The organism is Aquirufa sp. ROCK-SH2, assembly GCF_054558315.1.
In genome coordinates this window covers 565,888-590,939 of record NZ_JBPXKB010000002.1, presented here as the reverse complement: position 1 = coordinate 590,939, position 25,052 = coordinate 565,888, and the positions used below count along the sequence as shown (strand labels likewise).

General features: G+C 35.4%; 26 protein-coding genes. 8 read left to right on the top strand and 18 right to left on the bottom strand.

Annotation, left to right across the window (positions count from 1 at the left end; all coding sequences use genetic code 11):
• Positions 1-304: 304 nt before the first annotated feature.
• Genes V7S79_RS06550 through V7S79_RS06525 form a run of 6 tightly spaced genes read right to left on the bottom strand, consistent with a single transcriptional unit; the run spans position 305 to position 6,684 of the window.
• Positions 305-844, bottom strand: coding sequence for a hypothetical protein (locus V7S79_RS06550; RefSeq protein ID WP_459489760.1), 540 nt, complete (start codon positions 842-844; stop codon positions 305-307).
• Positions 845-847: 3 nt separating this feature from the next.
• Entirely contained in the window at positions 848-2,131 is a 1,284-nt protein-coding gene (locus V7S79_RS06545; protein WP_459489759.1) for an adenylosuccinate synthase, read from the bottom strand.
• Between the two features lie 20 nt (positions 2,132-2,151).
• Complete coding sequence (locus V7S79_RS06540; protein ID WP_459489758.1) at positions 2,152-2,637, bottom strand: Fur family transcriptional regulator; 486 nt, start codon at positions 2,635-2,637, stop codon at positions 2,152-2,154.
• 49 nt (positions 2,638-2,686) lie between these two features.
• Positions 2,687-4,936, bottom strand: a complete 2,250-nt coding sequence (locus V7S79_RS06535) for a RelA/SpoT family protein (RefSeq protein WP_459489757.1) — start codon at positions 4,934-4,936, stop codon at positions 2,687-2,689.
• Between the two features lie 6 nt (positions 4,937-4,942).
• Positions 4,943-5,419: a 2-C-methyl-D-erythritol 2,4-cyclodiphosphate synthase gene (gene ispF / locus V7S79_RS06530; RefSeq protein ID WP_459489756.1), complete on the bottom strand. Its 477-nt coding sequence runs from the start codon at positions 5,417-5,419 to the stop codon at positions 4,943-4,945.
• 23 nt (positions 5,420-5,442) lie between these two features.
• A complete protein-coding gene (locus V7S79_RS06525) occupies positions 5,443-6,684 on the bottom strand; it encodes a M16 family metallopeptidase (RefSeq protein ID WP_459489755.1) in 1,242 nt (413 codons plus the stop codon).
• 94 nt (positions 6,685-6,778) lie between these two features.
• Between V7S79_RS06525 and V7S79_RS06520 the strand changes: the two genes are divergently transcribed.
• Positions 6,779-7,873: a tetratricopeptide repeat protein gene (locus tag V7S79_RS06520; RefSeq protein ID WP_459489754.1), complete on the top strand. Its 1,095-nt coding sequence runs from the start codon at positions 6,779-6,781 to the stop codon at positions 7,871-7,873.
• Positions 7,874-7,927: 54 nt separating this feature from the next.
• On the opposite strand, the gene V7S79_RS06515 is transcribed toward V7S79_RS06520, so the two are convergent.
• Genes V7S79_RS06515 through V7S79_RS06475 form a run of 9 tightly spaced genes read right to left on the bottom strand, consistent with a single transcriptional unit; the run spans position 7,928 to position 16,896 of the window.
• Entirely contained in the window at positions 7,928-8,785 is an 858-nt protein-coding gene (locus V7S79_RS06515; RefSeq protein ID WP_459489753.1) for a hypothetical protein, read from the bottom strand.
• Complete coding sequence (locus tag V7S79_RS06510; protein WP_459489752.1) at positions 8,776-10,263, bottom strand: lipopolysaccharide biosynthesis protein; 1,488 nt, start codon at positions 10,261-10,263, stop codon at positions 8,776-8,778. Before V7S79_RS06510 ends, V7S79_RS06515 begins: the two co-directional genes overlap by 10 nt.
• A 5-nt stretch (positions 10,264-10,268) precedes the next feature.
• On the bottom strand, positions 10,269-10,958 hold the full coding sequence (locus V7S79_RS06505) for an acylneuraminate cytidylyltransferase family protein (RefSeq protein ID WP_459489751.1): 690 nt from the start codon (positions 10,956-10,958) through the stop codon (positions 10,269-10,271).
• A complete protein-coding gene (locus V7S79_RS06500) occupies positions 10,955-12,010 on the bottom strand; it encodes a nucleotidyltransferase family protein (RefSeq protein WP_459489750.1) in 1,056 nt (351 codons plus the stop codon). The genes V7S79_RS06505 and V7S79_RS06500 overlap by 4 nt, the downstream gene beginning before the upstream one ends.
• A gap of 1 nt (position 12,011) precedes the next feature.
• Complete coding sequence (gene neuC / locus V7S79_RS06495; protein WP_459489749.1) at positions 12,012-13,115, bottom strand: UDP-N-acetylglucosamine 2-epimerase; 1,104 nt, start codon at positions 13,113-13,115, stop codon at positions 12,012-12,014.
• The gene (neuB, locus tag V7S79_RS06490) at positions 13,112-14,131 is read right to left on the bottom strand and encodes an N-acetylneuraminate synthase (RefSeq protein ID WP_459489748.1); all 1,020 of its coding nucleotides are present in this window, start codon (positions 14,129-14,131) and stop codon (positions 13,112-13,114) included. Before neuB ends, neuC begins: the two co-directional genes overlap by 4 nt.
• Positions 14,132-14,755: an acetyltransferase gene (locus tag V7S79_RS06485; RefSeq protein WP_459489747.1), complete on the bottom strand. Its 624-nt coding sequence runs from the start codon at positions 14,753-14,755 to the stop codon at positions 14,132-14,134.
• 10 nt (positions 14,756-14,765) lie between these two features.
• Positions 14,766-15,905 carry a LegC family aminotransferase gene (locus tag V7S79_RS06480; protein ID WP_459489746.1) on the bottom strand — a complete coding sequence of 380 codons (1,140 nt, stop codon included), beginning with the start codon at positions 15,903-15,905 and terminating at the stop codon, positions 14,766-14,768.
• Positions 15,898-16,896 carry an NAD-dependent 4,6-dehydratase LegB gene (locus V7S79_RS06475; RefSeq protein ID WP_459489745.1) on the bottom strand — a complete coding sequence of 333 codons (999 nt, stop codon included), beginning with the start codon at positions 16,894-16,896 and terminating at the stop codon, positions 15,898-15,900. Before V7S79_RS06475 ends, V7S79_RS06480 begins: the two co-directional genes overlap by 8 nt.
• 161 nt (positions 16,897-17,057) lie before the next feature.
• Between V7S79_RS06475 and V7S79_RS06470 the strand changes: the two genes are divergently transcribed.
• Genes V7S79_RS06470 through pnuC form a run of 7 tightly spaced genes read left to right on the top strand, consistent with a single transcriptional unit; the run spans position 17,058 to position 23,855 of the window.
• On the top strand, positions 17,058-17,813 hold the full coding sequence (locus tag V7S79_RS06470; RefSeq protein WP_459489744.1) for a class I SAM-dependent methyltransferase: 756 nt from the start codon (positions 17,058-17,060) through the stop codon (positions 17,811-17,813).
• Positions 17,810-19,087, top strand: coding sequence for a glycosyltransferase (locus V7S79_RS06465; protein WP_459489743.1), 1,278 nt, complete (start codon positions 17,810-17,812; stop codon positions 19,085-19,087). The genes V7S79_RS06470 and V7S79_RS06465 overlap by 4 nt, the downstream gene beginning before the upstream one ends.
• A complete protein-coding gene (locus V7S79_RS06460) occupies positions 19,080-19,847 on the top strand; it encodes a glycosyltransferase family 2 protein (protein ID WP_459489742.1) in 768 nt (255 codons plus the stop codon). Before V7S79_RS06465 ends, V7S79_RS06460 begins: the two co-directional genes overlap by 8 nt.
• Positions 19,848-19,866: 19 nt before the next feature.
• Positions 19,867-20,634, top strand: a complete 768-nt coding sequence (locus V7S79_RS06455) for a hypothetical protein (RefSeq protein ID WP_459489741.1) — start codon at positions 19,867-19,869, stop codon at positions 20,632-20,634.
• A gap of 2 nt (positions 20,635-20,636) precedes the next feature.
• Positions 20,637-22,628 (top strand): TonB-dependent receptor, encoded by a 1,992-nt coding sequence (locus tag V7S79_RS06450; RefSeq protein WP_459489740.1) that lies wholly within the window; start codon positions 20,637-20,639, stop codon positions 22,626-22,628.
• A gap of 1 nt (position 22,629) precedes the next feature.
• Positions 22,630-23,280 (top strand): endonuclease III, encoded by a 651-nt coding sequence (gene nth / locus V7S79_RS06445; RefSeq protein WP_459489739.1) that lies wholly within the window; start codon positions 22,630-22,632, stop codon positions 23,278-23,280.
• Complete coding sequence (gene pnuC / locus V7S79_RS06440) at positions 23,277-23,855, top strand: nicotinamide riboside transporter PnuC (RefSeq protein ID WP_459489738.1); 579 nt, start codon at positions 23,277-23,279, stop codon at positions 23,853-23,855. Before nth ends, pnuC begins: the two co-directional genes overlap by 4 nt.
• 1 nt (position 23,856) lies before the next feature.
• Here pnuC and V7S79_RS06435 read toward each other — a convergent pair whose 3' ends face one another.
• The 3 genes from V7S79_RS06435 to V7S79_RS06425 are packed head-to-tail and all read right to left on the bottom strand — an operon-like array spanning position 23,857 to position 24,928.
• On the bottom strand, positions 23,857-24,192 hold the full coding sequence (locus V7S79_RS06435; protein ID WP_459489737.1) for a hypothetical protein: 336 nt from the start codon (positions 24,190-24,192) through the stop codon (positions 23,857-23,859).
• Positions 24,182-24,544 (bottom strand): phage holin family protein, encoded by a 363-nt coding sequence (locus tag V7S79_RS06430; RefSeq protein ID WP_459489736.1) that lies wholly within the window; start codon positions 24,542-24,544, stop codon positions 24,182-24,184. The genes V7S79_RS06435 and V7S79_RS06430 overlap by 11 nt, the downstream gene beginning before the upstream one ends.
• Positions 24,545-24,928 (bottom strand): TraR/DksA family transcriptional regulator, encoded by a 384-nt coding sequence (locus tag V7S79_RS06425; protein WP_459489735.1) that lies wholly within the window; start codon positions 24,926-24,928, stop codon positions 24,545-24,547.
• Between the last annotated feature and the right edge of the window lie 124 nt (positions 24,929-25,052).

Sequence of the window (25,052 nt, the reverse complement as noted above, 5' to 3'; positions counted from 1 at the left end):
AAATCTTTATGATCCTTTCAAAAATGACAACAAAGTCTTAACATCTGATGAACAAATAGAATTTGTATCGTTCGAAAAAATCAAAAATCAATTAGATCAAGCTTATTTAGAGCCCTCAGAACAGAGTGTACAGAAAATACTGAAATATGCAGCGGAGAGGTAGGTGTAAGAGGTAAAAGGTAAGAGGTAAGAGGTAAGAGGTAAGAGGTAAGAGGTAAAAGGTAAGAGGTAAAAGGTAAGAGGTAAGAGGTGGCTTCGCTCAGCCATCTGTCTTTTCTCTCTTCTCTCTTCTCTTTTCTTTTCCCTAAATAAGTGCTTTCAGATGATTCCAGAAGGCTAATTTTAAATGCTTTTCGGTATCTGTTAAAGAAGACATCAATCGAGGAAATACTAGTACCTTGGAGTCTAATATTTCAGAAAATTCGTTGGTTGGTAAATGATTCTTTATTTTCTCCGAGTGCTCCCCAAGGAAGATGTATTTCTTGGCTGCAGTATTTTGAATAAAATCAGAGAAACTGCTAGGTAATTCTGTTAATTCTAAAGTTGACCAATCTGCTTCTCCTAAGTTCAGTGGTGCCGCTGAAAAAGCTTGCTTCAAGATTTGCTTTTCTTGATCATTAATTTGTCCAATCACTACCCAAGGAGTCGCGATCTCAGGAAACCTAACAACAATTGGCTCTGGTTCCGGTTCTGGGTCCGGCTTAACTACATTTTGTTTTTCAACAAGTACTTTGGTGGGTTCCAAATGAACAGCAGAAGCCTCCGCAACTGCCTGCTCACTTGGAATCCAATATAGCTCATCGAACTTATATAACTCCGATAAATTTAATGGCCCTAAAGACATCGATTATTCTGCTAAATATCCTCTTAAAACACAAGCTTCTCTATCTGGACCTGTTGAAATAAAATTGATTGGCAAGTCTAAATGCTTCTCTAAGAATGCTATATAATTAGTCAATTCAGCCGGTAACTCTTCGAATTTACGCATCCCTTCCAAAGAACAATGCCAACCTTTCAAGGTTTCATAAATAGGAGTTACTTTGATATCCGTAATTTCAAAAGGAATTTGATCAGTAATGGTGCCATCTGGCATTTGATAAGCAGTACAAACTTGAATTTCATCAAAAATATTCAACACATCTGCTTTCATCATAATCAATTGAGTAACACCGTTGATCATCATTGCATATTTTAATGCAGGTAAATCAATCCAACCACAACGACGAGGACGACCCGTTGTTGATCCAAATTCACGGCCCTCTTGACGCATTGCTTCACCCACCTCATCTTCTAACTCAGTTGGGAAAGGTCCTGATCCAACTCTTGTAGCATAAGCCTTAAAAATACCAAATACTTCTCCGATATTTTTAGGGGCTACTCCTAAACCTGTACAAGCACCTGCTGAAATCGTATTTGAGGAAGTAACGAAAGGGTATGAACCAAAATCAACGTCTAATAATGAACCTTGAGCTCCTTCTGCTAAAATTGTTTTACCTGCCTGAACAGCTTTGTTAACAGAATATTCTGAATCAACCAAGGCAAATTCTTTCATAAATTCAACGGCTGCAAAAAACTCTTTTTCTGCCTCCGCCAAATCATACTCAAATTGGTAAACATCTAAAATAGCTTTATGACGAGCTACTAAGGAATCATATTTTGATTTAAAATCAGGAGAAATCATATCTCCAACACGTAATCCCTGTCGAGAAATTTTATCTGTATAGGTCGGCCCAATACCTTTAAGCGTAGAACCAATTTTAGCATCTCCTTTAGCTTTTTCATAAGCAGCATCTAGTAGACGGTGCGAAGGAAGGATAATAGATGCTTTTTTAGATATTTCTAAATTTTTACGAAGATCTAAATTGAATTTAGCTAAACCGTCGATTTCTTTTTTGAAAATAATCGGATCTAATACCACCCCATTTCCAATAATATTCTGAACTTCTTGTCTGAAAATTCCTGAAGGAATTTGATGCAATACATGCTTAAATCCGTCAAATTCTAGCGTATGACCCGCATTGGGTCCACCTTGAAAACGAGCAACTACCTGATAACGAGGAGCTAAAACATCTACTATTTTACCTTTTCCCTCATCTCCCCATTGTAAGCCTAATAATACATCAACAGCCATAAAAATTATTGTTTGAAAATTTATTCTTGGGAACGAGCTTGAAATTGAGCACGATGCTCACAATTTTTTCTCGTACAAGAACCGTAAAATATTAATGAATGGTGCATTACATTAAATTGTAACATTTCACCGACTAAACTTTGTATTGTTTGTACCCTTGGATCACAAAACTCTGTCACTTTATGACAATCCGTACAAATTAAATGATCATGTTGTCTCCTACCATACGACTTTTCAAATTGTGCTTGATTTCTCCCAAATTGATGTTTGGCAACCAAATCACACTCCACTAAAACGTCTAAAGTGTTATACACCGTAGCACGAGAAACTTGATATTTTTTGTTTTTCATGGAGATATATAATTCCTCCACATCGAAGTGATCATCACGCAGATATATTTCCTCCAAGATGGCGAACCTCTCTGGAGTTTTCCTCAGACCTTTGTTTTCCAAATAGGCTGTGAAAATTTTTTTAACCGAATCGAACTTATCTAAATCTGCGGACATTTAACTGAAAAAACGACGTAAAATAAGGCAAAATATCTTAAAAAAGCTACTATTCTACCCTTGCAACTTCAATTACTCCTGGAACTCTTTCCAATTCCACAACCAATGCATCTAAATGCTCTGTATCTTGTATCATTAAAGACAATTGACCTTCAAAAAGTCCTTCCTTTACTCCAATAGACAATCCAGTAATATTCACTTTTAATTCATCTGAAACTACACGAGTAACATCATTGATTAATCCCACTCGATCGATCCCTTTGATTACCAAATTGACAACAAATGACATAGCAATTTGACTCGCCCATTGAGCCTTTATCACTCGATCTCCATGTCTAGATAATAATTCAGGGGAATTGGGACAAGCATTTCGGTGAATTTTAATGCCTTCATTAATTGTTACAAAACCAAAAACTTCATCTCCTGAAATAGGATTACAACATTTTGCTAAGGTGTAATCTACTTTATCCATATCCTCTCCAATTAACAAAGTATCCGAATTTTTCCGATCGTTTTGGATGTTTTGCATCTCCTTTCGAAAGGTTTTACTATCAACGATTGGGGCCTTGATGCTTTTTTCGGCTTGCTTCCGCTCGTGCATTTCCTTGTCGGACTTCCAATGCTTCAACTGCTCGATGGCGATATACCCTTTGCCAAAACGATAAAATAAATCATTTGCATCTTTGGCATTGTAATAAGCTCTCAATTGATTGGTCAATTCCAAGGTTAAAACTGGATAACCCAAAATTTTCAAACGATGCTCAATCAAATCGCGCCCTCTAATCAAATATGATTTATTTTCTTCTTTGATGCAATCCTTGATCCGTGCTTTAGCTTTGGTTGTCATCACAATTCTTAACCAATCTTCAGATGGCTTTTGCTTGGAAGAAGTTAAAATTTCGATCTGATCACCATTGACTAATTTATGTGACAAAGGGACTAATTTCCCACCTACCTTGGCTCCAATACATTTTGCTCCCACCTCGGTATGTATTTCAAAAGCAAAATCTAAGGCCGTTGCTCCAACTTGCATCACTACCAATTTCCCTTTCGGAGTAAATACAAAAACTTCTTCACTGTAAAGTGAATTTTTGATATCATCCACCAATTCAACCGCCGACTGGCTTTTGTCATTGGCTTCCAAAGCCTCTCGAACTTGACTTAACCAAGATTCAAATGCCTGACTTGTCCGAGTATCTGTTCCTTTGTATTTAAAATGTGCTGCAACACCTTTTTCTGCGATTTCATCCATCCGTTTGGTTCGAATTTGAACTTCTACCCAACGACCTTCTTTATCCATGCCGAAGGGCATGCTCATAACGGTTGTATGCAAAGATTCATATCCATTGGATTTAGGAGTAGAAACCCAATCTTTCAGACGACTTGGATTCGGACGATAGTGATCTGTAACGATACTATATACCTCCCAACAGTCAGCTTTTTCTCGTTCAATAGGAACGTCCAAAACCACTCGAACAGCAAATAAATCGTAAATTTTCTCAAAAGAAGTATTCCCTTTTTTTATTTTATTGTAAATGGAATAAATGGATTTGGGTCTACCTTTGATGGTATAATTAAATTTTCTTTCGTCTAAAGATTTCTTGATGGGCTTGATAAAATGTTCTACGAAACTTTCTCTGTTTCGCTTATTTTCCATCAACTTGTTAGAAATATCTTTATATGCTTCAGGCTCTGTAAACTTCAATCCTAAATCTTCTAATTCCGTTTTAATGGAATTTAGTCCCAATCGATGCGCAAGAGGAGCATATAAATAAATCGTTTCAGAGGCTATTTTCAATTGCTTTTCCTTGGCCATACTGGTAAGGGTCCGCATGTTATGTAAACGATCTGCAAGCTTTATCAAAATTACTCGAATATCATCTGATAAAGTCAACAACATTTTCCTAAAGTTCTCCGCCTGCTGCGATGTTCCATATTCAAATGTTCCAGCAATTTTGGTTAAGCCATCAATGATGGATGCGATCTTTTTACCAAAACGCTTTTCAATGTCTAATAAGGTAAAATTCGTGTCTTCTACGACATCGTGTAAAAGAGCTGAAATGATGGATGTCGTTCCTAAACCGATTTCTTCGACACAAATTTGGGCAACAGCTAAAGGATGGTAAATGTAAGGTTCTCCCGATTTCCTTCGCATATCTTTGTGCGCCTCTGCAGAAAGCAAAAATGCTTGTTTAATTTGCTTCGCATCATCATCTTTTAGAAACGGTTTAGCCGTACGTAATAATTTACGGTAGCGTTTTAATATTTCTAAACGTTCTTTTTCTAAATTAATCTGCATTGCCGCTTATTTTTGAATTAATGCAACAGCCATCGCTGAAATACCTTCCCCTCTACCCACAAATCCCATTCCTTCCGAAGTGGTCGCCTTCACTGAAATTTGATCTAAATCAACTCCCATCACCGTCGCTAAATTTTCTTTGATGGAAGGAATATGTGGATTCAATTTAGGTTGGTCTAAAATGATTGTCACATCTGCATTACCTAATTCCCAACCTTCTGCACGAATCATTTCCATCACTTTTTGTAACAAAAAGGTAGAAGCTACCCCTTTCCATTGTGGATCCTTATCCGAAAAATGAAATCCAATATTTCTCATATTAGCCGCACCCAATAAGGCATCGCATAAAACATGACAAACAACATCCGCATCGGAATGGCCTAAAGGACCTTTCTCGGAAGGAATTTGTATACCCCCTAAAATACAAGGACGACCTTCCTTCCATTGATGAACGTCATAGCCTTGGCCAACTCGTATTTTCATATTAGTTCAATTTTCAGAATAATCTATTTCGCTATTTTCTTATACCACAAGGTGCAAGAAGAATCTCTTAAAAACAATTTTTCCGCCCAAAATTCTAAATCAGATTTTCGAACGGCTTGAATTTTATCCGTTTCTTGATTGACATATTCAACATTTCCTGCGTTCGCAGCCATAGCCAAATTCATTGCTCTATTCAACACTTCAACCTCTGAAAAAACTAAACTCGATTCTGCTTGGTTTTTCACTTTTTGCAAAGCCTCTTCTGTGATCCCATCTTTCACAAATTTCTTCAATAAATCTTCCAAGGCTTTATCCGCCATTGCAATATCAACTCCCTCAGTAACCTGTCCTTGAATCACCAATAAACCAGGGTCTGAACTTCCCATTAAATAGGATTGTAAATTATCAAAAATCCGCTCGTTGTGAACCAAGTATTCATACAAATAAGAAGATTCACCACGGCCTAGTAAATCCGACATTAAATCAATGGAATGAAAATCTTTATCGTATCTACCCACCACATGAAACGCTTTATAAATACGATTTGAAGGCACCTCTGCTTCTATTTCCATTTTTTTATTTTCCTTCAAAGCTGGCTCTTTGGGCAAATTACGTTGAGGCTTTTCGCCGGATGGTATAGGACCAAACCATTTTTCAGCCAAGGCTTTAACTTCATCAAAATTAACTCGGCCTGCTACAACTAAAATCGCATTTTTAGGAATATAAAATTGATTAAAAAATGCTTTCACATCTTCTAATGTAGCTTCTTCGATATGTTTGATCTCGGCTCCGATTGTCGCCCAACGATAAGGATGTTTTTCGTAAATGAATGGTCTAAATTTCAACCAAACATCGCCATAAGGTTGATTCAAATATCTTTGTTTAAACTCTTCAATCACTACTTTCCTCTGCACTTCCAAAGACTGTGGATTAAAAGCTAATTGCTTCATTCGATCAGATTCTAACCAAAAGGCTGTTTCTAAATTCTGGAATGGTACAGATATGTAATAATTTGTTAAGTCGGGAGTAGTAAATGCATTATTTTCACCACCAACCATTTGCAAAGGAGTATCATAATCGGGTATGTTTTCTGAACCTCCAAACATCAAATGTTCAAATAAATGAGCAAAACCAGTTTTTGATTCGCTTTCATCTCTACTTCCTACATCATAAATCACATCCATGACGGCTAGTGTCGTACTTTGATCTTCATGAACGATCACTTGCAGACCATTTGAAAGTGTAAATTGTTGATAGGAAATCATGTATTAAAATTTAATAAAAGATGTAGCAACAAAAGTAAAAAATTAGGCTCAAAAACCACAGTAATACTTACATTTGCATTTCAAATTCCCATAAATGCGCACATTTTTACTGATAATTTTCTTATGGTGTCCAGTTATTGGATTTGGGCAGGTTTTGCAGGATCCATTGACCAAAAATTTAATCAGTGAAGGCTTAAATCATTTATATAATTACGACTTCAAAGAAAGCACAGAAAATTTTCTACAGGTAAAAAATAAATACCCCAATAATCCGGCAGCCTATTTATTATTTGCGATGCAATGGGAGCAACAATATTTCCCGCTGAAAGATCACCCTGGACCCAGTAAAAATTATTTAGCCTATTTGGAGAAATGCTATCAATTGGCACAAAGCGCCTTTGATAAAAATAACAATGATTTAGAAGCAGCCTTTTTCTGTTCGGCTTCATTGGGTTTTTTAGCAGCCTATGAAGCAGATAATCAAAAGTTTATGTCGGCTGTAAGCTATGCCAAAAAAGCGTATTCATTCATGAAAATTGGCCTAAAAAACACGGACAAACAACCTGAATTTCTATATTCTTCAGGTATTTACAATTATTATCGTATTTCATACCCAGACTTACATCCAGTCATTAAACCCTTCATGTTCTTTTTTCAGGATGGGGATAAGAAAACAGGATTAAATAATCTCGATTTAGCTACAAAAAAAACACTTTTTGTCAAAAATGAATCCCTTTTTTACTTGGGTTATATTTACAATAAATACGAAGGTACTCCAGCAAAAGCCTTACCTTATAATTTACAATTGATACAAAAGTTCCCCAATAACCATTGGTATATCTTGCAAAGGGCCGAAATGCTTACACTTTCAGGGAATTATGAAGAAGCAGAGAAATTCATTCACCAATTAGAAAACATCAAATCGCCCTATTACTCTGGTGCTGCTTGGGTGTTTAAAGGACTAGAGGAGGAACACAGAAATGGCAATTTAGTGAATGCAGAAAATTACTACACTAAATCATTACAATTCCCATTTGAGGAACGTTTTACCAAGGATATCCGTGGATTAGCTTATTTGGGCTTAGCAAGAATTGCAAAAAAACGAGGACAACATCAAAAAGTCAAACACTTTCATCGTTTAGCCAAAGAAGTGGTGGAGTATAAAAACTCGCTGGCGGAGCTGGATTGAGAAGAAGAGAGGAGAGAGAAAAGAGAAGAGAGAAAACCTATTACCTTTTACCTCTTACCTAAATCCCCCTCTTTCGTACACATCAATATTACTATGTTGACTTACATTAATAATTCTTACGCCACGGTCTTTAGCGAGCTGGGCATTTTTTTGATGTCCTAAAAACACTTTGTGCAAAGAAAGAAATTGTACAGCTAATTGAGATTCAACTGTTGGTTTAGGGGCAAATCGAGTACTTAAATTGATGTCTTTTGCTCCATAAAAATGGGTGTCATTTAAAAGCAAGGAATTGTCTAGGTCAGAAACACGCATATTTTCATGCCAAGTATGATCTGCACCTGTAATGTATATTTTGCGAAAGCCTAATTGCAAAGCCTGAAAAATGGCACAAACCAAAATATTTTGAGATTGAATCATCCCCCAACCTTTTTGGAAAAAATATTGATTCAAACGTTCAAAACCATTGACAATTGTATAATTGAAAAAATACACTTGTATGTTGGGATTAGACTTTAAACGCTGCAACATTTCTGTCGAATGTTTAAAATCCTGAGGCATATAAACTATCAAAGGCCAAGTGGTTTTTTGAAGAATATTATCGATTAATTTTTGCCCTAATTCATAATTCGAATCCTTGAACAAAGGATCTAAAAGCATGTACATTTTAGGTTGGATAACTTCATAAGGATCTGTCGACCCAAAATGATTCACGCATATTGTAAACATTTGTTGAACCTTTTCTAAGTCCTTTTCAATCGTGGCATTCACAGAAGGGCCATTTCCTAAAATCAGACAAGTTTCTTCATTCAAAACCAACTTTTCCAACGAAAAATCCGTTTGAAACAAGACCTTGATGATAGACAAAAAAGACGTGTAAAACTTTGCCAAAAAATTAATAATCACTAAAGCCATTTAGACATTTTTTGAATCCCAAAATTGATAAATGAATTAAAATCAGGTACCGATTTTGTCAGATAAATGAACACTGAAAATAAAATGGTTGCTACTGCCGATTTATAAAAAATACTCAAAAGTTTAACATCTAAATCGGGCAATTGAAAACCTAAAAATAAAATGGCAACAAATATCAGCGTAGAAACAATTTGTTCCCAACCTAAAGGTTGCATCTTGAAAAATTTCCAAATTAAAAAAGTCCTTGCTAAATTATAATAAACCACGGAAATCAAGGCAGAAAATGCTGCGCCATTGATACCATACAAAGGAATCAAACTTTTGTTCAATAAATACAAAACCAATACAAAACTGATGATTAAAATAGAATCTAGTTTAAAATATTTGGAATTGGATAAAATCAAACCATTGATGCCATTCAGCAAATCGAATAATTTACTAATTCCAATAATGATTAATGCCGTCCTACCTGCTGCATATTCTGGTTTCACTAATCCAAACAACTGATCTAGATTGATCCAAGTGCAAAGCAAAGTCAATAAACCAAAGGCATATAAATTGACGCTACTTTTTTTATAAATTGTTTCAACTATACTATATTCCTTTTCATCCAATGCATTGATCACTACGGCAGAAGAAGCCTTAATTACCGACAAATATCCCATTCCCATCACGCTGGAAAATAGCAAGCAAGTACTATAAATACCTGTGCTACTTAGGCCTAAATAAGAATTGACCATGATTTTATCCAATTGCAAAATAATCATAGAAGATAATCCAGTAAGCACACTAAATGCGGCAAACACGTAAAATTCTTTTTTAATTTTCGACTGAAAAAATGCTATATTTTTTTGAAAATTTAATGGACCTAATAGTGCAGAAGTATAAATCATGAAGACCGTTGGCAATGCTAAACCAAAGACCCACAAATACATAAAAAGCTCAAAGTCCACGATGTCAAACACAAACAAAACAGCTGCCAATAAAGTAAAAAGTCGTTGAAAAAATTGACTGTATAAATTCCCTGCAACGGTATTATAAAGCCCTTTGGCATAATTATCAAATAAATTAAACAACATGGTGGCCAAAGTGATGGGAAAAATCAATTTGAAAAATTTGTCCAACAGCGCTTTATCTTGAATGTTTTGATTGGAAATAATTTGGTCTTTAAAAAGCAATAAGAATGCAATACTTAAAACGAACCCAAGCGTTTGAGTTTTAAATCCCAAATTCAGATAACCTAAATTTTTAGGTGAGGAATTTCTGAAAAATGAAAAATATTTGGTTCCAGCATGATTAAAACCTAAACTAGCAAATTGAGCGATTAGGTACATCCAACTCAACAAAATAGCCATTAAGCCTATTTCATTGGTCTCAAAATAATTCGGCAAAATAAAACCTTGCGTAAGCAATCCAATCCCAACCCCAAGGTAAGAATATACCGTACTTAAAATAGATTGCTTTTTAATACTTGACATATATGTTAATCAATGTTCTTCTGTTTCACCATAGTTTCTGCTAATAACCAATCCAACTCTGTATCTATATCATGAGAACTCCATTCATCCATAACAAATTTCCGAACCTTTGTGAAGGAAGAAATAGGTCCTTTTTTCAAGGATTCAATATTCATCACATAAATAGCGCCATTTAATTCATAGACAGATGGTGCGTCTTGCCTTCTTGCAAAGTTTCCACTTTTCGATTTTTCCAAAAAACCATCTTTATTTTCTTCCATTAGGACGAAATAAGGATTTGCCTTGGTTGCTTTCACAGATACCACCATGTCAATGGAGGAATCAAAAAGGTTTACAGCAGCTTGAATTTGTTCAGCAGTTCTAAAAGGAGAAGTGGCTTGCAACAAAATCAAACAATCAGGAAAATAATTGTTCGATTCAGCCCATTCGATGGCATGTAATAAAACCTCATAGGTTCCTGAATTATCTTGGGCCAAATAAGCAGGGCGTAAAAAGGGCACATTCAAACCCGTTTTTTCAACGAGATTCTTGATATCTTCTCCATCTGTAGATACCAAAATTTCTTGATTGGCAAACACCTTTTGTGCTGCCTCAATGGTATAATAAATCAAAGGTTTCCCATTCAATTCCTTGATATTTTTCAAAGGAACGCCTTTGCTACCTGATCTAGCTGGAATGACAACTAAAGGCTTCATAATTTAATATGTTTAATATCCTCCTGGGCCTTTTGATAATCTTCATGTTTGCCTATATCCAACCAATAACCCAACATTGGAAAAGCGACCACTTTTTTATTTAAGTCAATTAATTTTTGCATCAAATCGGTGGCATCAAAACGCTCATCTTTAGGAATGATATCCAAAATCTCCCGTTTCATTAAATAGATCCCCGCATTGGTAAAATGCGTATAAGTAGGTTTTTCTTTGAATCCTCTGATTTGAAAATTCTCCTCTTCCACAACGGCATAAGGAATATTCACTTGATAAGAGATACAGGCAACAGCCAAATCGGCCTTTTGCTCTTGAAAAAACAAGAAAAATTCTTCAAAATTGATATTTGTCAATAAATCAGAATTCATCAATAAAACCGTATCATGAGAAAGTCCATCAATCAAAGAAAGCGCACCTGCGGTTCCTAAGGATTTAGTTTCTTGAACATATTGGATATTTATCGACTTCTCAGCTCCATCTTTGAATCGATCCATGATTTGATCGGCTAAATAATTAACCGTTATCCAAATGTCTTCAATCCCAAAATCTTTTAGACGGTCTAAATTATATTCAATGATTGGTTTATCGGAAATGGGCAATAAAGGCTTGGGTAAAGAATCCGTCAGAGGTTTTAACCTTTCTCCTCTTCCTCCCGCCATGATCACTGCATCAATCGGTAAATAGGAAGTATGGTGTTTTAGATTTAAGACATTAATTACACAATCATTTTGATCCAAAATAGGAACAATCATGATATCTTTCTTCCGAAATTCAATGATTTGACTAATCGCATTTTCGCCGCAACGTATGAATTTTGGACTTGAATATATGAAATGAGTCAAAGGACTTTCCAAACTAAAACCTTTGATAAATCCACGCCTCATATCTCCATCCGTGATAGACCCAAGAAGTTTATCTTCCGCATCTACTACGAATAACACAGCATCAGAAGCCAATTTATCAAGCTTTTGCAATGCCTCATGGACAGATTCGCTTTGTGAAATCAAATACCGTTTAAATTCTTGCTTTTTTTCCATGCTACATCTGTTTCAATACTTCAATGATTCGATCGGAAGCGCCTCCATTGTCATAGATATTCCCTTTGGACCATTTCGGCAAATGCTCAATCTCTCGAACCTGATCTATGATTTTCCCTGTTTCAAAAGGGGTTTGAAATACGTTTTCTCCTGCCTCTCTTCCTTTTTGTCTATCCCCTAAATTAATCACATATTTACCAAAAGAGGCCGCCTCAATGATTCCACTAGAGGTATTTCCCAAAAGCATGGCGCAATGTTGCATAGCTGAAAAATAGCCTTTTGTGCCTAGATTCTCCACTAGTTTCACTTGAGGATTGTATTGAAAATGAATGATCAACGCCATTCTGATTTCCATACTATGCGTATCGGCATTCGGCAAGGTGATTAAAAATTGATAATTTTTCAATGCTTCGATGGCCAAAATTAATTCGAAAATATTCTGCTGATTGTTTACTTCTCCTGCAGTTTCAGGATGCACCGTACACAAGATGGTCTTTTTCGATAAATCGATTTGGAAATTTTGCTCAAATTCCTTCAAAGAAAGGATATCGATATCCTTTAAATTATCTAAACTCAAAGCACCGACACAATGAATTCCCTCCTGAGTCCCTAAAATTTCAGCTAATCGTTCTCCATTGGATTTAGTTGCAACAAAATGTAGTTTTGAAGCAAGGCTAATGGAGTGCCGAAAAATATTATCTATAGCACCCAGAGTGGTTTCTCCTCCATGTAAATGTGCAAAAGGTAAATTAAAGGGGATTCCTGCCGTTACAGCAGCAAACATTTCATATCGGTCACCTAAGCAAAGCACTAAATCGATTTTCTTTTTTTTCTTCTCCCAAAATGTAGCAAATTTCTGAGTAGCGAGTCCCATGGAATTAGCAATTTCAAAGGCAGAATCATCATTTGGAATGGTTTCAATTTTATGCTGCACCTTGAAACCTTGCCTTTTAATATCATCAATGGTATATCCATGAGCTTTGGACAAATGGGTACCGAAAGCAAGAATTTCTAATTGAAAAAATGGATCATTTTCCAATTTTTTCAACAAGGGTAAATAAATACCAAAATCTGCTCTCGAACTTGTTAGTACCAATATTCTCATTTTACGATATCATTCACAGTTAATTGATGACCAGCCACTAAATCAAATTGACAAACCTTCCCGATCAACTCTTCCATGCGCATAGGTGAAATTCCATTACCTGGACGTAGCATATCAAAATCCGCTTCTGTCAATACTTCTCCCTTTTTCTTTTCTACTCTCAAATGAATACTTTTTCTCGCGATAGCTATGTTTTTCATTTCAGATTCAGAAGGTTTTTTCAATTCACTTCCCAAAGCTAATTCAATGTTTCTAATGGCAGAAACCATGGCTTTCAATTCATAGGGCTCTAATGAGGCCTTATGGTCAGGTCCTTCCATTGTACGATCTAGCGTAAAATGCTTCTCAATGACTTTCGCTCCTAAAGCAACCGCTGCAATGGGAACTTCAATCCCCAAAGTATGATCCGAATATCCCACATTTACATGAAATTGTCGACCAATTTCATTCATTGCTAGTAAATTAACATCCTTCATGGGTGTTGGATACTCTGTATTACAATGTAAAACACAAATATTAGCTAAATCAATTCCCCCTTTTACCAACACCTGTATGGCTTCAGCAATTTCATCCATTGTACACATTCCCGTGGATAAAATAACTTCAGAAGCTAATTTTGACACTTTTTTTAAATAAGGCAAATTGGTAATTTCTCCAGATGGAATTTTATATAACTGAAATCCGAGCTTGCTTAATACATCTAAACTTTCTAAATCAAAGGCAGTGGAGAAAAAACGAATCGATTGGGATTCACAATATTCAATTAGCTCCAAATGATCGTCCCAACTTAATTCCAGCTTTTTTAGCATCTCGTGTTGAGATTCGTCATTGGAAGCATTCTTTTTTTGGTATTCTGCTTTTTGGGCAGATTTACTGACCAATAAATGGGCATTGAAAGTTTGAAATTTTACATAATCTACCCCAGCCTCCACAGCAGCATCAATTAATTTCTTGGCCAAAATTAAACTCCCATTATGATTAACTCCTGCTTCTGCAATGATGATTGTTTGATTCATTTATTTCAATTTAGCTGGATTACCAAAAACGATTTGATCATTCTCTACATTTTTTAACACGACAGAACCCATACCTATGATGGCATTTTTTCCAACAGAAATTCCTTGTTTTAAAATAGCACCACTTCCTACCAAAACACCATCGGAAATTTTCACATTTCCATTTAGGATGGCTCCTGTAGAAATATGACAATGTTGACCTATTTGACAGTCATGCTCAACCAAAACATGATTATTCAAAATACAATTTTCTCCTACTTGAGCATCGGCTTGAATTGTCACACCATGAAAAACGATGGTCCCTTCACCAATCTTCGCCCATTTAGATACCTGAGCAAACGGAGAAAGAACTGTTGCCATTTTTGCTCCTAAAGACTTTAGTTCTTGATATATTTTTGCGCGTTTTTCGGAAGAATTAAGTTGACCTATGGTAATCAAAAATAGATTGTCTTTTATATAATTCGGCAAAACTTCGTCTTGTCCCAAGTAAGGAATGTCGTATTTTTCATCTAAAGTTGGAGAAAAATCTACATAACCCACAATATTAAATTGAGCATTCGATCGAATAATATCGATGCAAGATTTTGCATGTCCGCCGCCTCCAATAAGTATGAGATTTTCCATTTGAATCATATTAAGGTCGATAGCTACTTGGAATATTGACAATACGATCTTCCAAAAATTGAGCATTTATTTGTTCGTCTCTTGGGCAATCCTTGTACATGGGTAACCGATGCATCAATTGCCAAATCGGTCGAGTCATTACGCCATTTTCATTGCTGTGTTTTAAAAACAAATCTCTTTCGGATCTATTTTCTAATTGCAAACACATCAACCAATAATTGGCTTTCGTATTTGGCAATTCCGTTCTAAACTTTATGCCTTGTTGTTTAAAAAATGCTTGATATTGAGTAGCCAATTCGCTCTTATTTTCTAAAATTTTAGGCAATAATTCCAATTGAGCACATGCCAAAGCGGCATTTAAATTGGGCATTCGAAAATTATATCCAAGCTCATCATGATAAAACTCATAAGGATGAGCTTGCTTAGCTGTGGTCGTCAAATGTTTGGCTTTTGCACCCAGAATTTCGTCATTGGTTACAATAGCTCCACCGCCTCCACAAGTAATTGTTTTGTTGCCATTGAAGGAAAAAATCCCCATTTGTCCAAAAGAACCTGTCATTTTACCTTCATATTCAGAACCCATGGATTCCGCAGCATCCTCGACAATCGGTATTTGCCATTTTTGACAAACGGCAATCAATTCATTCAAATGAACAGGAAAACCGAAGGTATGCATTGGCAAACAAGCCGAAATTTTCTTACCAGTTTTTTTGTTGAAACAACCCGCCTCTCGCAATTCTGCATGTTCTTCCAGGTAATTAGCAACCGCTTTGGGCGACAATCCCATCGTGTCTAAATCGACATCTAAAAATACGGGAGTAGCGCCATTGTATTGAATGGCATTGGCGGTGGCTACGAATGTTAAGGCTTGCGTCAACACTTCATCGCTTTCCTTTACACCCATTAAACGCAAGGCAACCTGAAGAGCGGCTGTACCATTTACCACAGCTACCGCTTTTTTAGTGTGAGTATAGGATTGTAGATTTTGTTCAAATTGATCCACAAATGGACCTACGGAAGAAACAAACGTAGAATCTATTGTTTCAAGTAAATATTTTTTTTCGTTCCCAAAAAATATGGGAGCGTGCAAAGGGATAAAATCAAGTTGCGGAAATTGATCTTGAATAAATATTATCTCTTTTTTAAACATTATAAATATCTGTTTTATATTGTTTTAAGTTTTCTGGCTTGCTAAACCATTCGATGGTTTCTTTTAAAGATTCATCGAAAGAATTTTTTTGAACCCATTGAGTATTCGCTTTGATTTTCTGGTTGGAACCAAATAATCTTTCCACTTCACTTTTTTCAGGTCTTAGTCGAACATCATCACTGATAATTTTTGCATTGGGGTTAATTAATTCAATCAACTTCCAAGCTAAATCGCCAACGGTGATTTCAGATTCTGTGGCAATATTTACTTCATGACCAATTAGCGTATCTGATTTCGCAATTTCAACAAATCCATTTACCGTATCTTTTACGAAAACCAAGTCTCTTGTAGGATGTAAAGACCCTAATTTTATCTCCGTTTTCCCAGCCAATAATTGGGTAATAATGGTCGGGATAACCGCTCTTGCTGATTGTCTAGGTCCAAACGTATTAAATGGACGAACAATGGTCAAAGGCAAATTAAAACTTCTGTAAAATGAATCGGCAATATGATCCGCCCCAATTTTAGTGGCCGAATAAGGCGACTGGCCTTGCTTGGGATGTTTTTCGTCGATAGGAACATATAAGGCTGTACCATATACTTCAGAAGTCGAAGTCACTAAAACTTTTTCTACGCCTAATTCTTTGGCCGCCTGAATGATATTCAGAGTTCCTTTGATATTGGTATCTACATAAGAATCTGGCGAATGATAACTGTAAGGAATGGCAATTAAAGCCGCTAGGTGAAAAACAACATCACATCCTTTCATCGACTCCTTGACTCCATAAGGGTCACGAACATCGCCCGCAAAGATTTCAATTTTAGCTAATGTTTCTTTGGGAAAAGTATCCAACCATCCCCAGCTATTGAATGAATTGTAATAAACAAAAGCTTTAACATTAGCCCCTTCTTCCAATAATCTTTCAACAAGATGACTACCAATGAATCCATCAGCTCCTGTCACCAATACTTTTTTACCCTTCAGAATCATACCAATATGAATATGTAATTTTTAATTTACACTAAACTATAAAGTTACAATTTAGCTGTCACAAATTACAATCTAAGAGCTTAATTCTACTTTCTAATGCAAATACTAATGTGTAAATTGCTCCTTTATATGTATCCTAATTTATTAAATTTCCCATTCAGATGGCTGAAAAGTCTTTAACGGATTATCAATTTTGGAAAAATTATTGGCTGAGCAAAGATCATTTGATCTTTAAAATTCCAGCCAATTATCCGTTCACGAAGGAACTGAGGACAATTGCTTCTAAAAATTCTGTTCAAAATTTGATAGAAATTGGCGGTTTTCCAGGCTATTATTCAGTTTGGGCAAGAAAAGAATTACAAATACAACCGACACTTTTGGACTTTGTCATTTTGCCCGAATTGGTGGATCAACTCCAAAAGGCAAACCATTGTGAAGGAAAAATTGAGATACTTGAAAAAGACCTATTTGCGGATGATCAATCCTTGCATAATAGTTTCGATTTAGCGATTTCAAATGGTTTAATTGAACATTTTGAAAATACCAAAGATATCATTGCGCGCCATGTTGCATTTTTAAAGCCAAAAGGAAGCTTATTTATCAGTTTACCTAATTTCAAAGGCCTGAATGGTTGGTTTCAAAAAACCTTTGATGTTGAAAATTACAACAAGCATTATATTCCTTGCATGGATTTGACATTGCTACAAAATATTTGCCAAGATTTAGATTTGGAAAATATCAAAGTTGCATACAGCGGTGGCTTTATGCTGTGGTTAGAAAATGAATCGACTCAACCTTTGTGGGTGAAATTATTCAAAAAAGCTTGTTGGTTACCTTTGAAAATATTTTTCAAAATAGTCCCGATTGAAACAAGATTATTTTCTCCCTATATTCTCATTACAGCTACTAAAAAATGAGTCAAAAAAGTCTGAAAATTGTTTTACTTTCTTACCATAACCAAAATGGCGGAGCAGGTATTGCATGTGGCAGACTCTTTATTGCGCTCCAAAAAGCTGGCCATCAAGTACATTATTTGGTGCAAGAAAAAACGGGAAATGACGCATCTATTTCGTTGAATAATGTCTTTTGGAAAAAATGGATAGCCTTTTTGCGATTCATTGGAGAAAGAATTTATTTCCGTTTTTTTGAGAAAGATGCATCCATTCGTTTTTTATTCAATCCTGGAGTGTTTGGCGCAGATATTTCCCAACATCCCCTCATTCAAGAAGCAGACATCATTCATTTACATTGGGTCAATTTTGGATTTTTATCTATACAAAACATTCGACAATTAAGTGAATTGGGGAAGCCTGTTTTTTGGACCTTGCATGATATGTGGGCTTTTACGGGAGGGTGTCATCATAGTGGAGAATGTAATCGATTTCAAGAATATTGTGGCGATTGTAAGTTCTTGAAAAAACCCAATTATGGCGACTTGTCCCATCGACTTTGGAGAGAAAAAGTATTTGCTTTTGAATCGGACAATTTAAAATTCATCACATGCTCTCATTGGTTAGAAAATAAGGCAAAGAGTAGCAGTTTATTGATGCAACATCAAATTCAGACCATTCCTAATGCGATTGACTTATCGACTTTCCATGTGAAGGACAAGCAAATAGCTAGAAAAAATTTACAGCTTTCGCCTGAAAAAAATTATTTACTTTTTGTGGCAATGCGCGTATCCGCACCCAATAAAGGATTTGATTACCTCAAAAATGCCTTGAATTGTTGGAAAAAAAATCATCCAAACGAAGCAAATAATACGGAAATACTCGTCATTGGAGAAGTGGCTAACCCTGCATTATTCAAGGAAATTCCATTTAAACTTCACGTTTTGGGTAAAATAACAGAAGTTTCTTCAATGGTCGAAATATACAATGCAGCTGATGTGTTTATTACTCCTTCTTTGGAAGAAAATCTACCTAACACAATCATGGAGGCATTAGCTTGTGGAACTGCCTGCCTTGGTTTTGAAGTGGGTGGCATTCCTGAAATGATTCAACACCTCAACAATGGTTTTGTAGCGAGCTTTAAAGATGTAAATCAATTAGCTGAAGGAATTCACATTTGCTTAGAAAATCGGATAGAATTTGGCAAAAAGGCAAGAGAAAAAGCAGAAAAATGCTATTCAGAAAACATTATCGCTGAACAACATATGCAAACATATTTAAATAGTTTGAAAAATGTCTAAATTATTGAGCATCATTACGATTACTTACCAAGCAGAACAATATATTGTTAGGACGCTTGATAGCATGTATGCTCAAAAAGGTTTGAATGAAATTGAATATCTTGTTATTGATGGAGCCTCCAAAGATAAAACCCTAGCTACCATCAAACAGCACCCCGTCATAGTAGATCATCTAATTTCAGAAAAAGACCAAGGTATTTACGATGCTATGAACAAAGGAATTACCGCATCCACGGGAAAATACCTGCTTTTTTTAAACGCTGGAGATACATTTGCGGACGAAAACACCTTAGAGAACATTTTAAAAAGTCTTCAATTAAACCCAGATGTGTTATACGGAGATGCCATTTTTGTCAATTTGAAAGGTGAAAAATTAGGACTGAGAAGTGAGGTAACACCTCATCAATTACCTACACAGTTAAAATGGCAAGACTTTAAGTTTGGCATGCTAGTTTGCCACCAAGCATTTATCGTTAAGAAAGACATCGCTCCGTTATATTCTTTGGAATACAAATTAAGTTCTGATATTGATTGGGAAATCAATTGCTTAAAGAGAAGCGAAGTCATTATAAAAAGTGATGTCCCAATTTGTCGATATTTAACTGGTGGCGCATCAGTACAAAATCTAAAAAAATCATGGGCCGAAAGATTCCAAGTTCTTTCTTTCCATTTTGGAACGATTCCAAGCATATTCTATCATTTGATAATCATCTTGAGAGGAATTATCTTTGGTATACAAAAAAAAGGTAAATATTGGTAAATACCGACCCAAAATCCAAATGAAAAACAAAACGATCTACTTAGTATTATTCATCTTCATTGCACCAAGTGTACTTTTTGGACAAAAATTCAAATTGGAAACTGGAATTGGTGCAAGCCAGATTGCTTGGTATGAGCATCAACCTACGTTTGATTTCCGGACAATAATCACCTTTCAAAGACCTCAATCTTCGAAATTATTTTTTCTTCAGTTGAACACCATGGGAAATATTTCCAATTCCATGGTTGATAAAAGTTCCTACACTTTTATTGTTCCAGAAAATTACTCGAATGGAATAGAAGGTGACTTGTATTCGGCTTATCGTGGTGGAATGGCAGAATTAGGAGTACAATTCAATCAGAAATTAGGCAAAAACAAACCTTATATTTATCCCTTAGTTAGTTTTTATAGCAAGTCGATTGCTAGAAAAATCTCTGCAAATAAAACCGAATATGTGGAAGAGGAAAAAACTTCTTTACACGGAATTAGCGGAGGTCTCGGTTTACAGATCCCTGGAAATACACCAATAACCTTAGAGGGGCAACTTTTTCAACCAATTCTTGGCAACATCACCTTATTTGGAAGGTATGTGGGAGTCCCATATGAAACAAGTAATCAAAAAAACGACCTTTGTTACAGGACAAAGTTGAATATTAAATACCATAAATTTGGTTTAAGTTTTGTTTATGAATTGTTGAATTTGGGAGCTGCGGAGAACAACCGTTCCAAAAGCATTCAAGCATCTAAAGCAGGCTTTGTGTCTACTTATTTAAGTTACTATTTTTAAATATGCTCAAACAATCAACTCTTTTCACCTTCATTTTCCTTTGTTCTGGATTAATATCAAATGCTCAAACATCAGATTCGACAAAATCGAAGGAGTTAAAAACCGTGTATGTGCAGGCATTTGAAAAAAAAAGAACCTGGTTGACTTCACCTGATGCAATTTCTATTTTAGATTCATCTTTAATCAAGCCTGGAAGTGGCTTAAGTTTTTTACCTGCACTAAATTCACAAGCTGGGGTTCGAATGGAGGAGAGATCTCCCGGAAGTTTTAGGATTGCTGTAAGAGGAAGTTCGTTAAGAGCACCATTCGGCGTAAGAAACATTAAGGTATATTGGAATCAAATTCCCTTTACAGATGCAGGAAATAACACCTACTTCTCCATTTTAGACCCCGATTTATATCAAAATATCGTCATTTCAAAAGGTCCTTCTGGCGGTCTATATGGTGCTGGAACAGGTGGTGTGATCTTACTAAATAGTAAAATTCAGTCCAATAATGCTGTTCAACATCAATCTGTTTACAATTCTTTAGGTGGCTATAAACACTCTTGGGATATTCAATTAGCTGATAAAAATATACAACAAAGATTTTATACATCTTTTTGGCAGCAAGAAGGTTACCGTGACCAATCGGCTGTTAAAAAACAATTGTTCAATTACCAATTAGACTATCAATTTAAAACAAGTGGTCAACTAAATGTGATCGCTTATTATGCTGATTTAGCTTATCAAACTCCAGGTGGTTTAACTTTAAAACAATATACAGATAATCCCAAACAAGCTCGCCCTGCTGCTGGTGCCTTTAAAAGTGCTGCCGACCAAATGGCAACTTTTCATATTAAAACGTTAGGGATTGGAACAAATTTAGGTAATCAATGGAATGGCCAATGGAGTTGGAATTTCATTAATACTTTTCAAAGTAATCAAATCACTAATCCAACCATCCGAAATTATGAAATTAGAAATGAACCTAATTTCAGCTCCAGAGGTGTTGTTCATTTCAAACAAAATGACTTTAGCTTAGACGCTGGATTTGAATATCAAACAGGAAAATTTGATAGCCAAACTTTTGGTAACGCTAAAGGAAAAAAAGATACACTTCAATTCACTCAAAATACCAGTATTCAACAATTGAGCAATTTCTTTCAATCGGAATATAGTGGACTGAAAAATTGGAATTTCTTATTTTCAGGCAGTTTAAATCATTATTGGACAGAATACCAAAATAATGAAGCTATCTTCTCCCCAAGATTTTCAGTCATTAGATATTTAAACAAAAATCAAAATATAGCATTTAAAATAGCTCATGGCTTCTCCCCTCCCAGCATTGCTGAATTAAGGCCCTCCACAGGAGCCATTAATTATAATTTAAAAGCAGAAAAAGGATGGAATTACGAACTTGCCTATCGTGGACAAAGCAACAACAAACAATTCCATTGGGAAATAAATGCTTATCAATTTGAATTAAACGAAACCATTGTGTTGCGAAGAACAGCAGATGGGGCAGATTATTTTGTGAATGTTGGCCAAACGAGTCAAAAGGGATTAGAAGTTAGCCTTTCTTATCAATTGTCCTCTAAGCTACAAGTTTTATCGGCGAGTAGTTTTCAAAATTATCGATTCAACGATTATACGAATATTAACAAATCGTATGCTGGAAACTTCTTAACAGGAACTAGTCCATTTAGTCAATCTGTCTTTGTTTCTTGGACTCCCATCTCTTGCATCAACTGGACCAATCAATATTTATTCACCGATTATCTTTACCTAAACGATGCTAATACAGATATTTTACCTGCAAGCAAAGTTTGGAATTCGAAAATTACTTATACCCAGTCCAAGGGAAAACTACCTTTTAATTTATGGTTAAGTATAGATAATATTTTGAATGAAAAATATTCTGCAGGTCCCGATTTAAATGCAGTTGGATTGAGGTATTATAATGCAGCACCTTTGAGCAATTTTTCTGTAGGTTTGCAAGTGAAATTCAAATAAGATGAAAAGAAAAGAGCGCTATGAGGCTTTTGTGAATCACTTCGAGCATCATTTTCCCGAAGCAGAAACAGAATTGCATTATTCAAATCCATTTGAATTATTAGTTGCTGTTGTCCTATCCGCACAATGCACAGACAAAAGAATCAACCAAGTAACACCAAACCTTTTCAAACGATATCCCAACCCACAGGCATTAGCAGATTCGTCTGTTGATGAAATATTTTCTTACATCCGTTCAGTTTCTTATCCAAATAACAAAGCCAAGCATTTATTGGGCTTAGGTCAAAAATTAATGGATCAATTTGGAGGAGAGGTACCTGAAACTTTGGAGGATTTACAAACATTGCCCGGTGTAGGAAGAAAAACAGCCAATGTGATCGCTTCGGTTATTTATAATCAACCAGCCATGGCAGTAGACACACACGTGTTTAGAGTTTCTCACCGATTGGGATTAGTCCCCAGCACTGCAAAAACACCCTTGGCAGTTGAACAACATTTGGTGAAAAATTTACCTACAGAAGTAATAGCTAGGGCACATCATTGGTTAATCTTGCACGGGAGGTACATTTGTTTGGCGCGGAGTCCACAATGTGAGAAATGCCCAATTACTGATTTTTGCCAGTTTTTTCAAAAACAAAACCATTCAAAATGACCTTCTTTCAATACCTTTCTGAAAATTGGATTGAAATCGCAGGAATCATTTCTTCTATTTTAGGTGTTTATTTTTCTATCCAACAAAAAAGCATTGCTTGGCTTTGGAACATCATTGCTTCTCTTTTATTTGGACTACTTTTTTTCCAAATAGGTTTATATTCAGATGCAGAATTACAAGGTTTTTTTATTTTAATGGCCGTATTTGGATGGATAAAATGGGCAAAAAATTCGGAAGAATGGATCCCTGAAAATTCATCTAAAAAAGAAATAGCAGCAGGACTATTGTTTACCATTTGTTTTGGCCTAATTTCTGGTTTTTTACATCAAAGCTATTCACAAAATGTTTCATTGCCCTATTTGGACGCAAGCCTAACGGGCCTGAGTATATGGGGAACTTGGTTAGCTGCTCGCAAAAAAACAGAAAATTGGTACGTTTGGATAATCGCAGATACGATTTATGTGGGGATGTATATTCAAAAAGGCCTCATTGGAACTTCCATTTTATACCTAATATTCATCGCCCTTGCCGTTAAGGGACTTATATCTTGGAAGAAAAAACAAGAAATAGACTGAATTAAGCTTTAGTCTCTTCCTTTTTTTCAAGACTATCTAAATATTCAATCAATTTATCTTTTGCCAAAGAAAGAGCAAATGCGATGGCATAAGATTTAATAGCAGATCCTAAAAATGATGATTCATTTTGGACTGATTCTTTTTTGTTTTTTTTATCACTGCCTGACAAAAGACTATAAAGCAAGTAAGAACCTGCTAGGATGCCTCCTGCTAATAAAATTTGGCCTCCTCTTACTTTAGCAGTCTCCTTCAACTCATCCACTTTTTCCGTCAACTCTTGTTGATAAGCTTGAGCTTGTATTTCTAATTTCTCCCTTTTCTCTTTATTATTGCTCATCTTTTTCTATTTCACTAACTGTTATTTCAGGTTCAAAATCCTCGCTAACTTCCTCTGAACTTGGAGACTTTTTGATGGATAATAATACAAATAACATCAATAAAAATGCTATCCCTGCCACAATAAAAAAGCCCCAATAATTACTATGCAAATACTCATTTAATATGGCAGCAACACCCAATAGAAGAAACAAAAGTGTTATTCCAATGGATAAAGCCGCTAATACATATTTGAATATTCGCAACAATAACTCTTCAATTTTATCTTGAATATCCAATTTGATGATCTCGAATTGTGTTTTGAGATAATTGGTCAATAGTTGAATCAAATTGTTATTGTCGAAAATTCCCATTTATCGTTGTTTTAACTTCGCTTCGATAGAATGTTGAGTATGAGGTACCAAACGTAAACGTTCTTTCGATATTAATTTACCGGTATCAACACAAACGCCATAAGTGCCATTTTTAATTCTCATCAATGCCTTTTCTAAATTATTGGCAAATTTTTGTTGGCGACCAGCTAATTGATTTAAATTCTCCTTTTCTGCTGTATCCGCACCATCTTCCATCACTTTGGAATTACTAGCTGTTGTATCAGTACCTGAATCATTTTTCTTACTCAACGTCTCCATTAAATAACTCAACTCAGCTTTGGTTTCTTCTAATTTTTTTAAGATAATTTCTTCAAACTCTTTTAATTCTTCCGCAGAATATCTTTGTTTTTCCTCGTTTGCCATAATTACAACGTATGGGTTTAATTTAGTATTATTTCCTTTTTATATTTAATTAATCAACTGATTATCAATATATTATTAACGATATTTAGACCAGTATTGCAAATATAAAAATTGTTCACAGAAT

Coding starts and splice junctions, on each gene's coding strand:
- V7S79_RS06550 (WP_459489760.1), bottom strand. CDS start 844: ATGTCTTTAGGGCCATTAAATTTATCGGAGTTATATAAGTTCGATGAG.
- V7S79_RS06545 (WP_459489759.1), bottom strand. CDS start 2,131: ATGGCTGTTGATGTATTATTAGGCTTACAATGGGGAGATGAGGGAAAA.
- V7S79_RS06540 (WP_459489758.1), bottom strand. CDS start 2,637: ATGTCCGCAGATTTAGATAAGTTCGATTCGGTTAAAAAAATTTTCACA.
- V7S79_RS06535 (WP_459489757.1), bottom strand. CDS start 4,936: ATGCAGATTAATTTAGAAAAAGAACGTTTAGAAATATTAAAACGCTAC.
- ispF (WP_459489756.1), bottom strand. CDS start 5,419: ATGAAAATACGAGTTGGCCAAGGCTATGACGTTCATCAATGGAAGGAA.
- V7S79_RS06525 (WP_459489755.1), bottom strand. CDS start 6,684: ATGATTTCCTATCAACAATTTACACTTTCAAATGGTCTGCAAGTGATC.
- V7S79_RS06520 (WP_459489754.1), top strand. CDS start 6,779: ATGCGCACATTTTTACTGATAATTTTCTTATGGTGTCCAGTTATTGGA.
- V7S79_RS06515 (WP_459489753.1), bottom strand. CDS start 8,785: ATGGCTTTAGTGATTATTAATTTTTTGGCAAAGTTTTACACGTCTTTT.
- V7S79_RS06510 (WP_459489752.1), bottom strand. CDS start 10,263: ATGTCAAGTATTAAAAAGCAATCTATTTTAAGTACGGTATATTCTTAC.
- V7S79_RS06505 (WP_459489751.1), bottom strand. CDS start 10,958: ATGAAGCCTTTAGTTGTCATTCCAGCTAGATCAGGTAGCAAAGGCGTT.
- V7S79_RS06500 (WP_459489750.1), bottom strand. CDS start 12,010: ATGGAAAAAAAGCAAGAATTTAAACGGTATTTGATTTCACAAAGCGAA.
- neuC (WP_459489749.1), bottom strand. CDS start 13,115: ATGAGAATATTGGTACTAACAAGTTCGAGAGCAGATTTTGGTATTTAT.
- neuB (WP_459489748.1), bottom strand. CDS start 14,131: ATGAATCAAACAATCATCATTGCAGAAGCAGGAGTTAATCATAATGGG.
- V7S79_RS06485 (WP_459489747.1), bottom strand. CDS start 14,755: ATGGAAAATCTCATACTTATTGGAGGCGGCGGACATGCAAAATCTTGC.
- V7S79_RS06480 (WP_459489746.1), bottom strand. CDS start 15,905: ATGTTTAAAAAAGAGATAATATTTATTCAAGATCAATTTCCGCAACTT.
- V7S79_RS06475 (WP_459489745.1), bottom strand. CDS start 16,896: ATGATTCTGAAGGGTAAAAAAGTATTGGTGACAGGAGCTGATGGATTC.
- V7S79_RS06470 (WP_459489744.1), top strand. CDS start 17,058: ATGGCTGAAAAGTCTTTAACGGATTATCAATTTTGGAAAAATTATTGG.
- V7S79_RS06465 (WP_459489743.1), top strand. CDS start 17,810: ATGAGTCAAAAAAGTCTGAAAATTGTTTTACTTTCTTACCATAACCAA.
- V7S79_RS06460 (WP_459489742.1), top strand. CDS start 19,080: ATGTCTAAATTATTGAGCATCATTACGATTACTTACCAAGCAGAACAA.
- V7S79_RS06455 (WP_459489741.1), top strand. CDS start 19,867: ATGAAAAACAAAACGATCTACTTAGTATTATTCATCTTCATTGCACCA.
- V7S79_RS06450 (WP_459489740.1), top strand. CDS start 20,637: ATGCTCAAACAATCAACTCTTTTCACCTTCATTTTCCTTTGTTCTGGA.
- nth (WP_459489739.1), top strand. CDS start 22,630: ATGAAAAGAAAAGAGCGCTATGAGGCTTTTGTGAATCACTTCGAGCAT.
- pnuC (WP_459489738.1), top strand. CDS start 23,277: ATGACCTTCTTTCAATACCTTTCTGAAAATTGGATTGAAATCGCAGGA.
- V7S79_RS06435 (WP_459489737.1), bottom strand. CDS start 24,192: ATGAGCAATAATAAAGAGAAAAGGGAGAAATTAGAAATACAAGCTCAA.
- V7S79_RS06430 (WP_459489736.1), bottom strand. CDS start 24,544: ATGGGAATTTTCGACAATAACAATTTGATTCAACTATTGACCAATTAT.
- V7S79_RS06425 (WP_459489735.1), bottom strand. CDS start 24,928: ATGGCAAACGAGGAAAAACAAAGATATTCTGCGGAAGAATTAAAAGAG.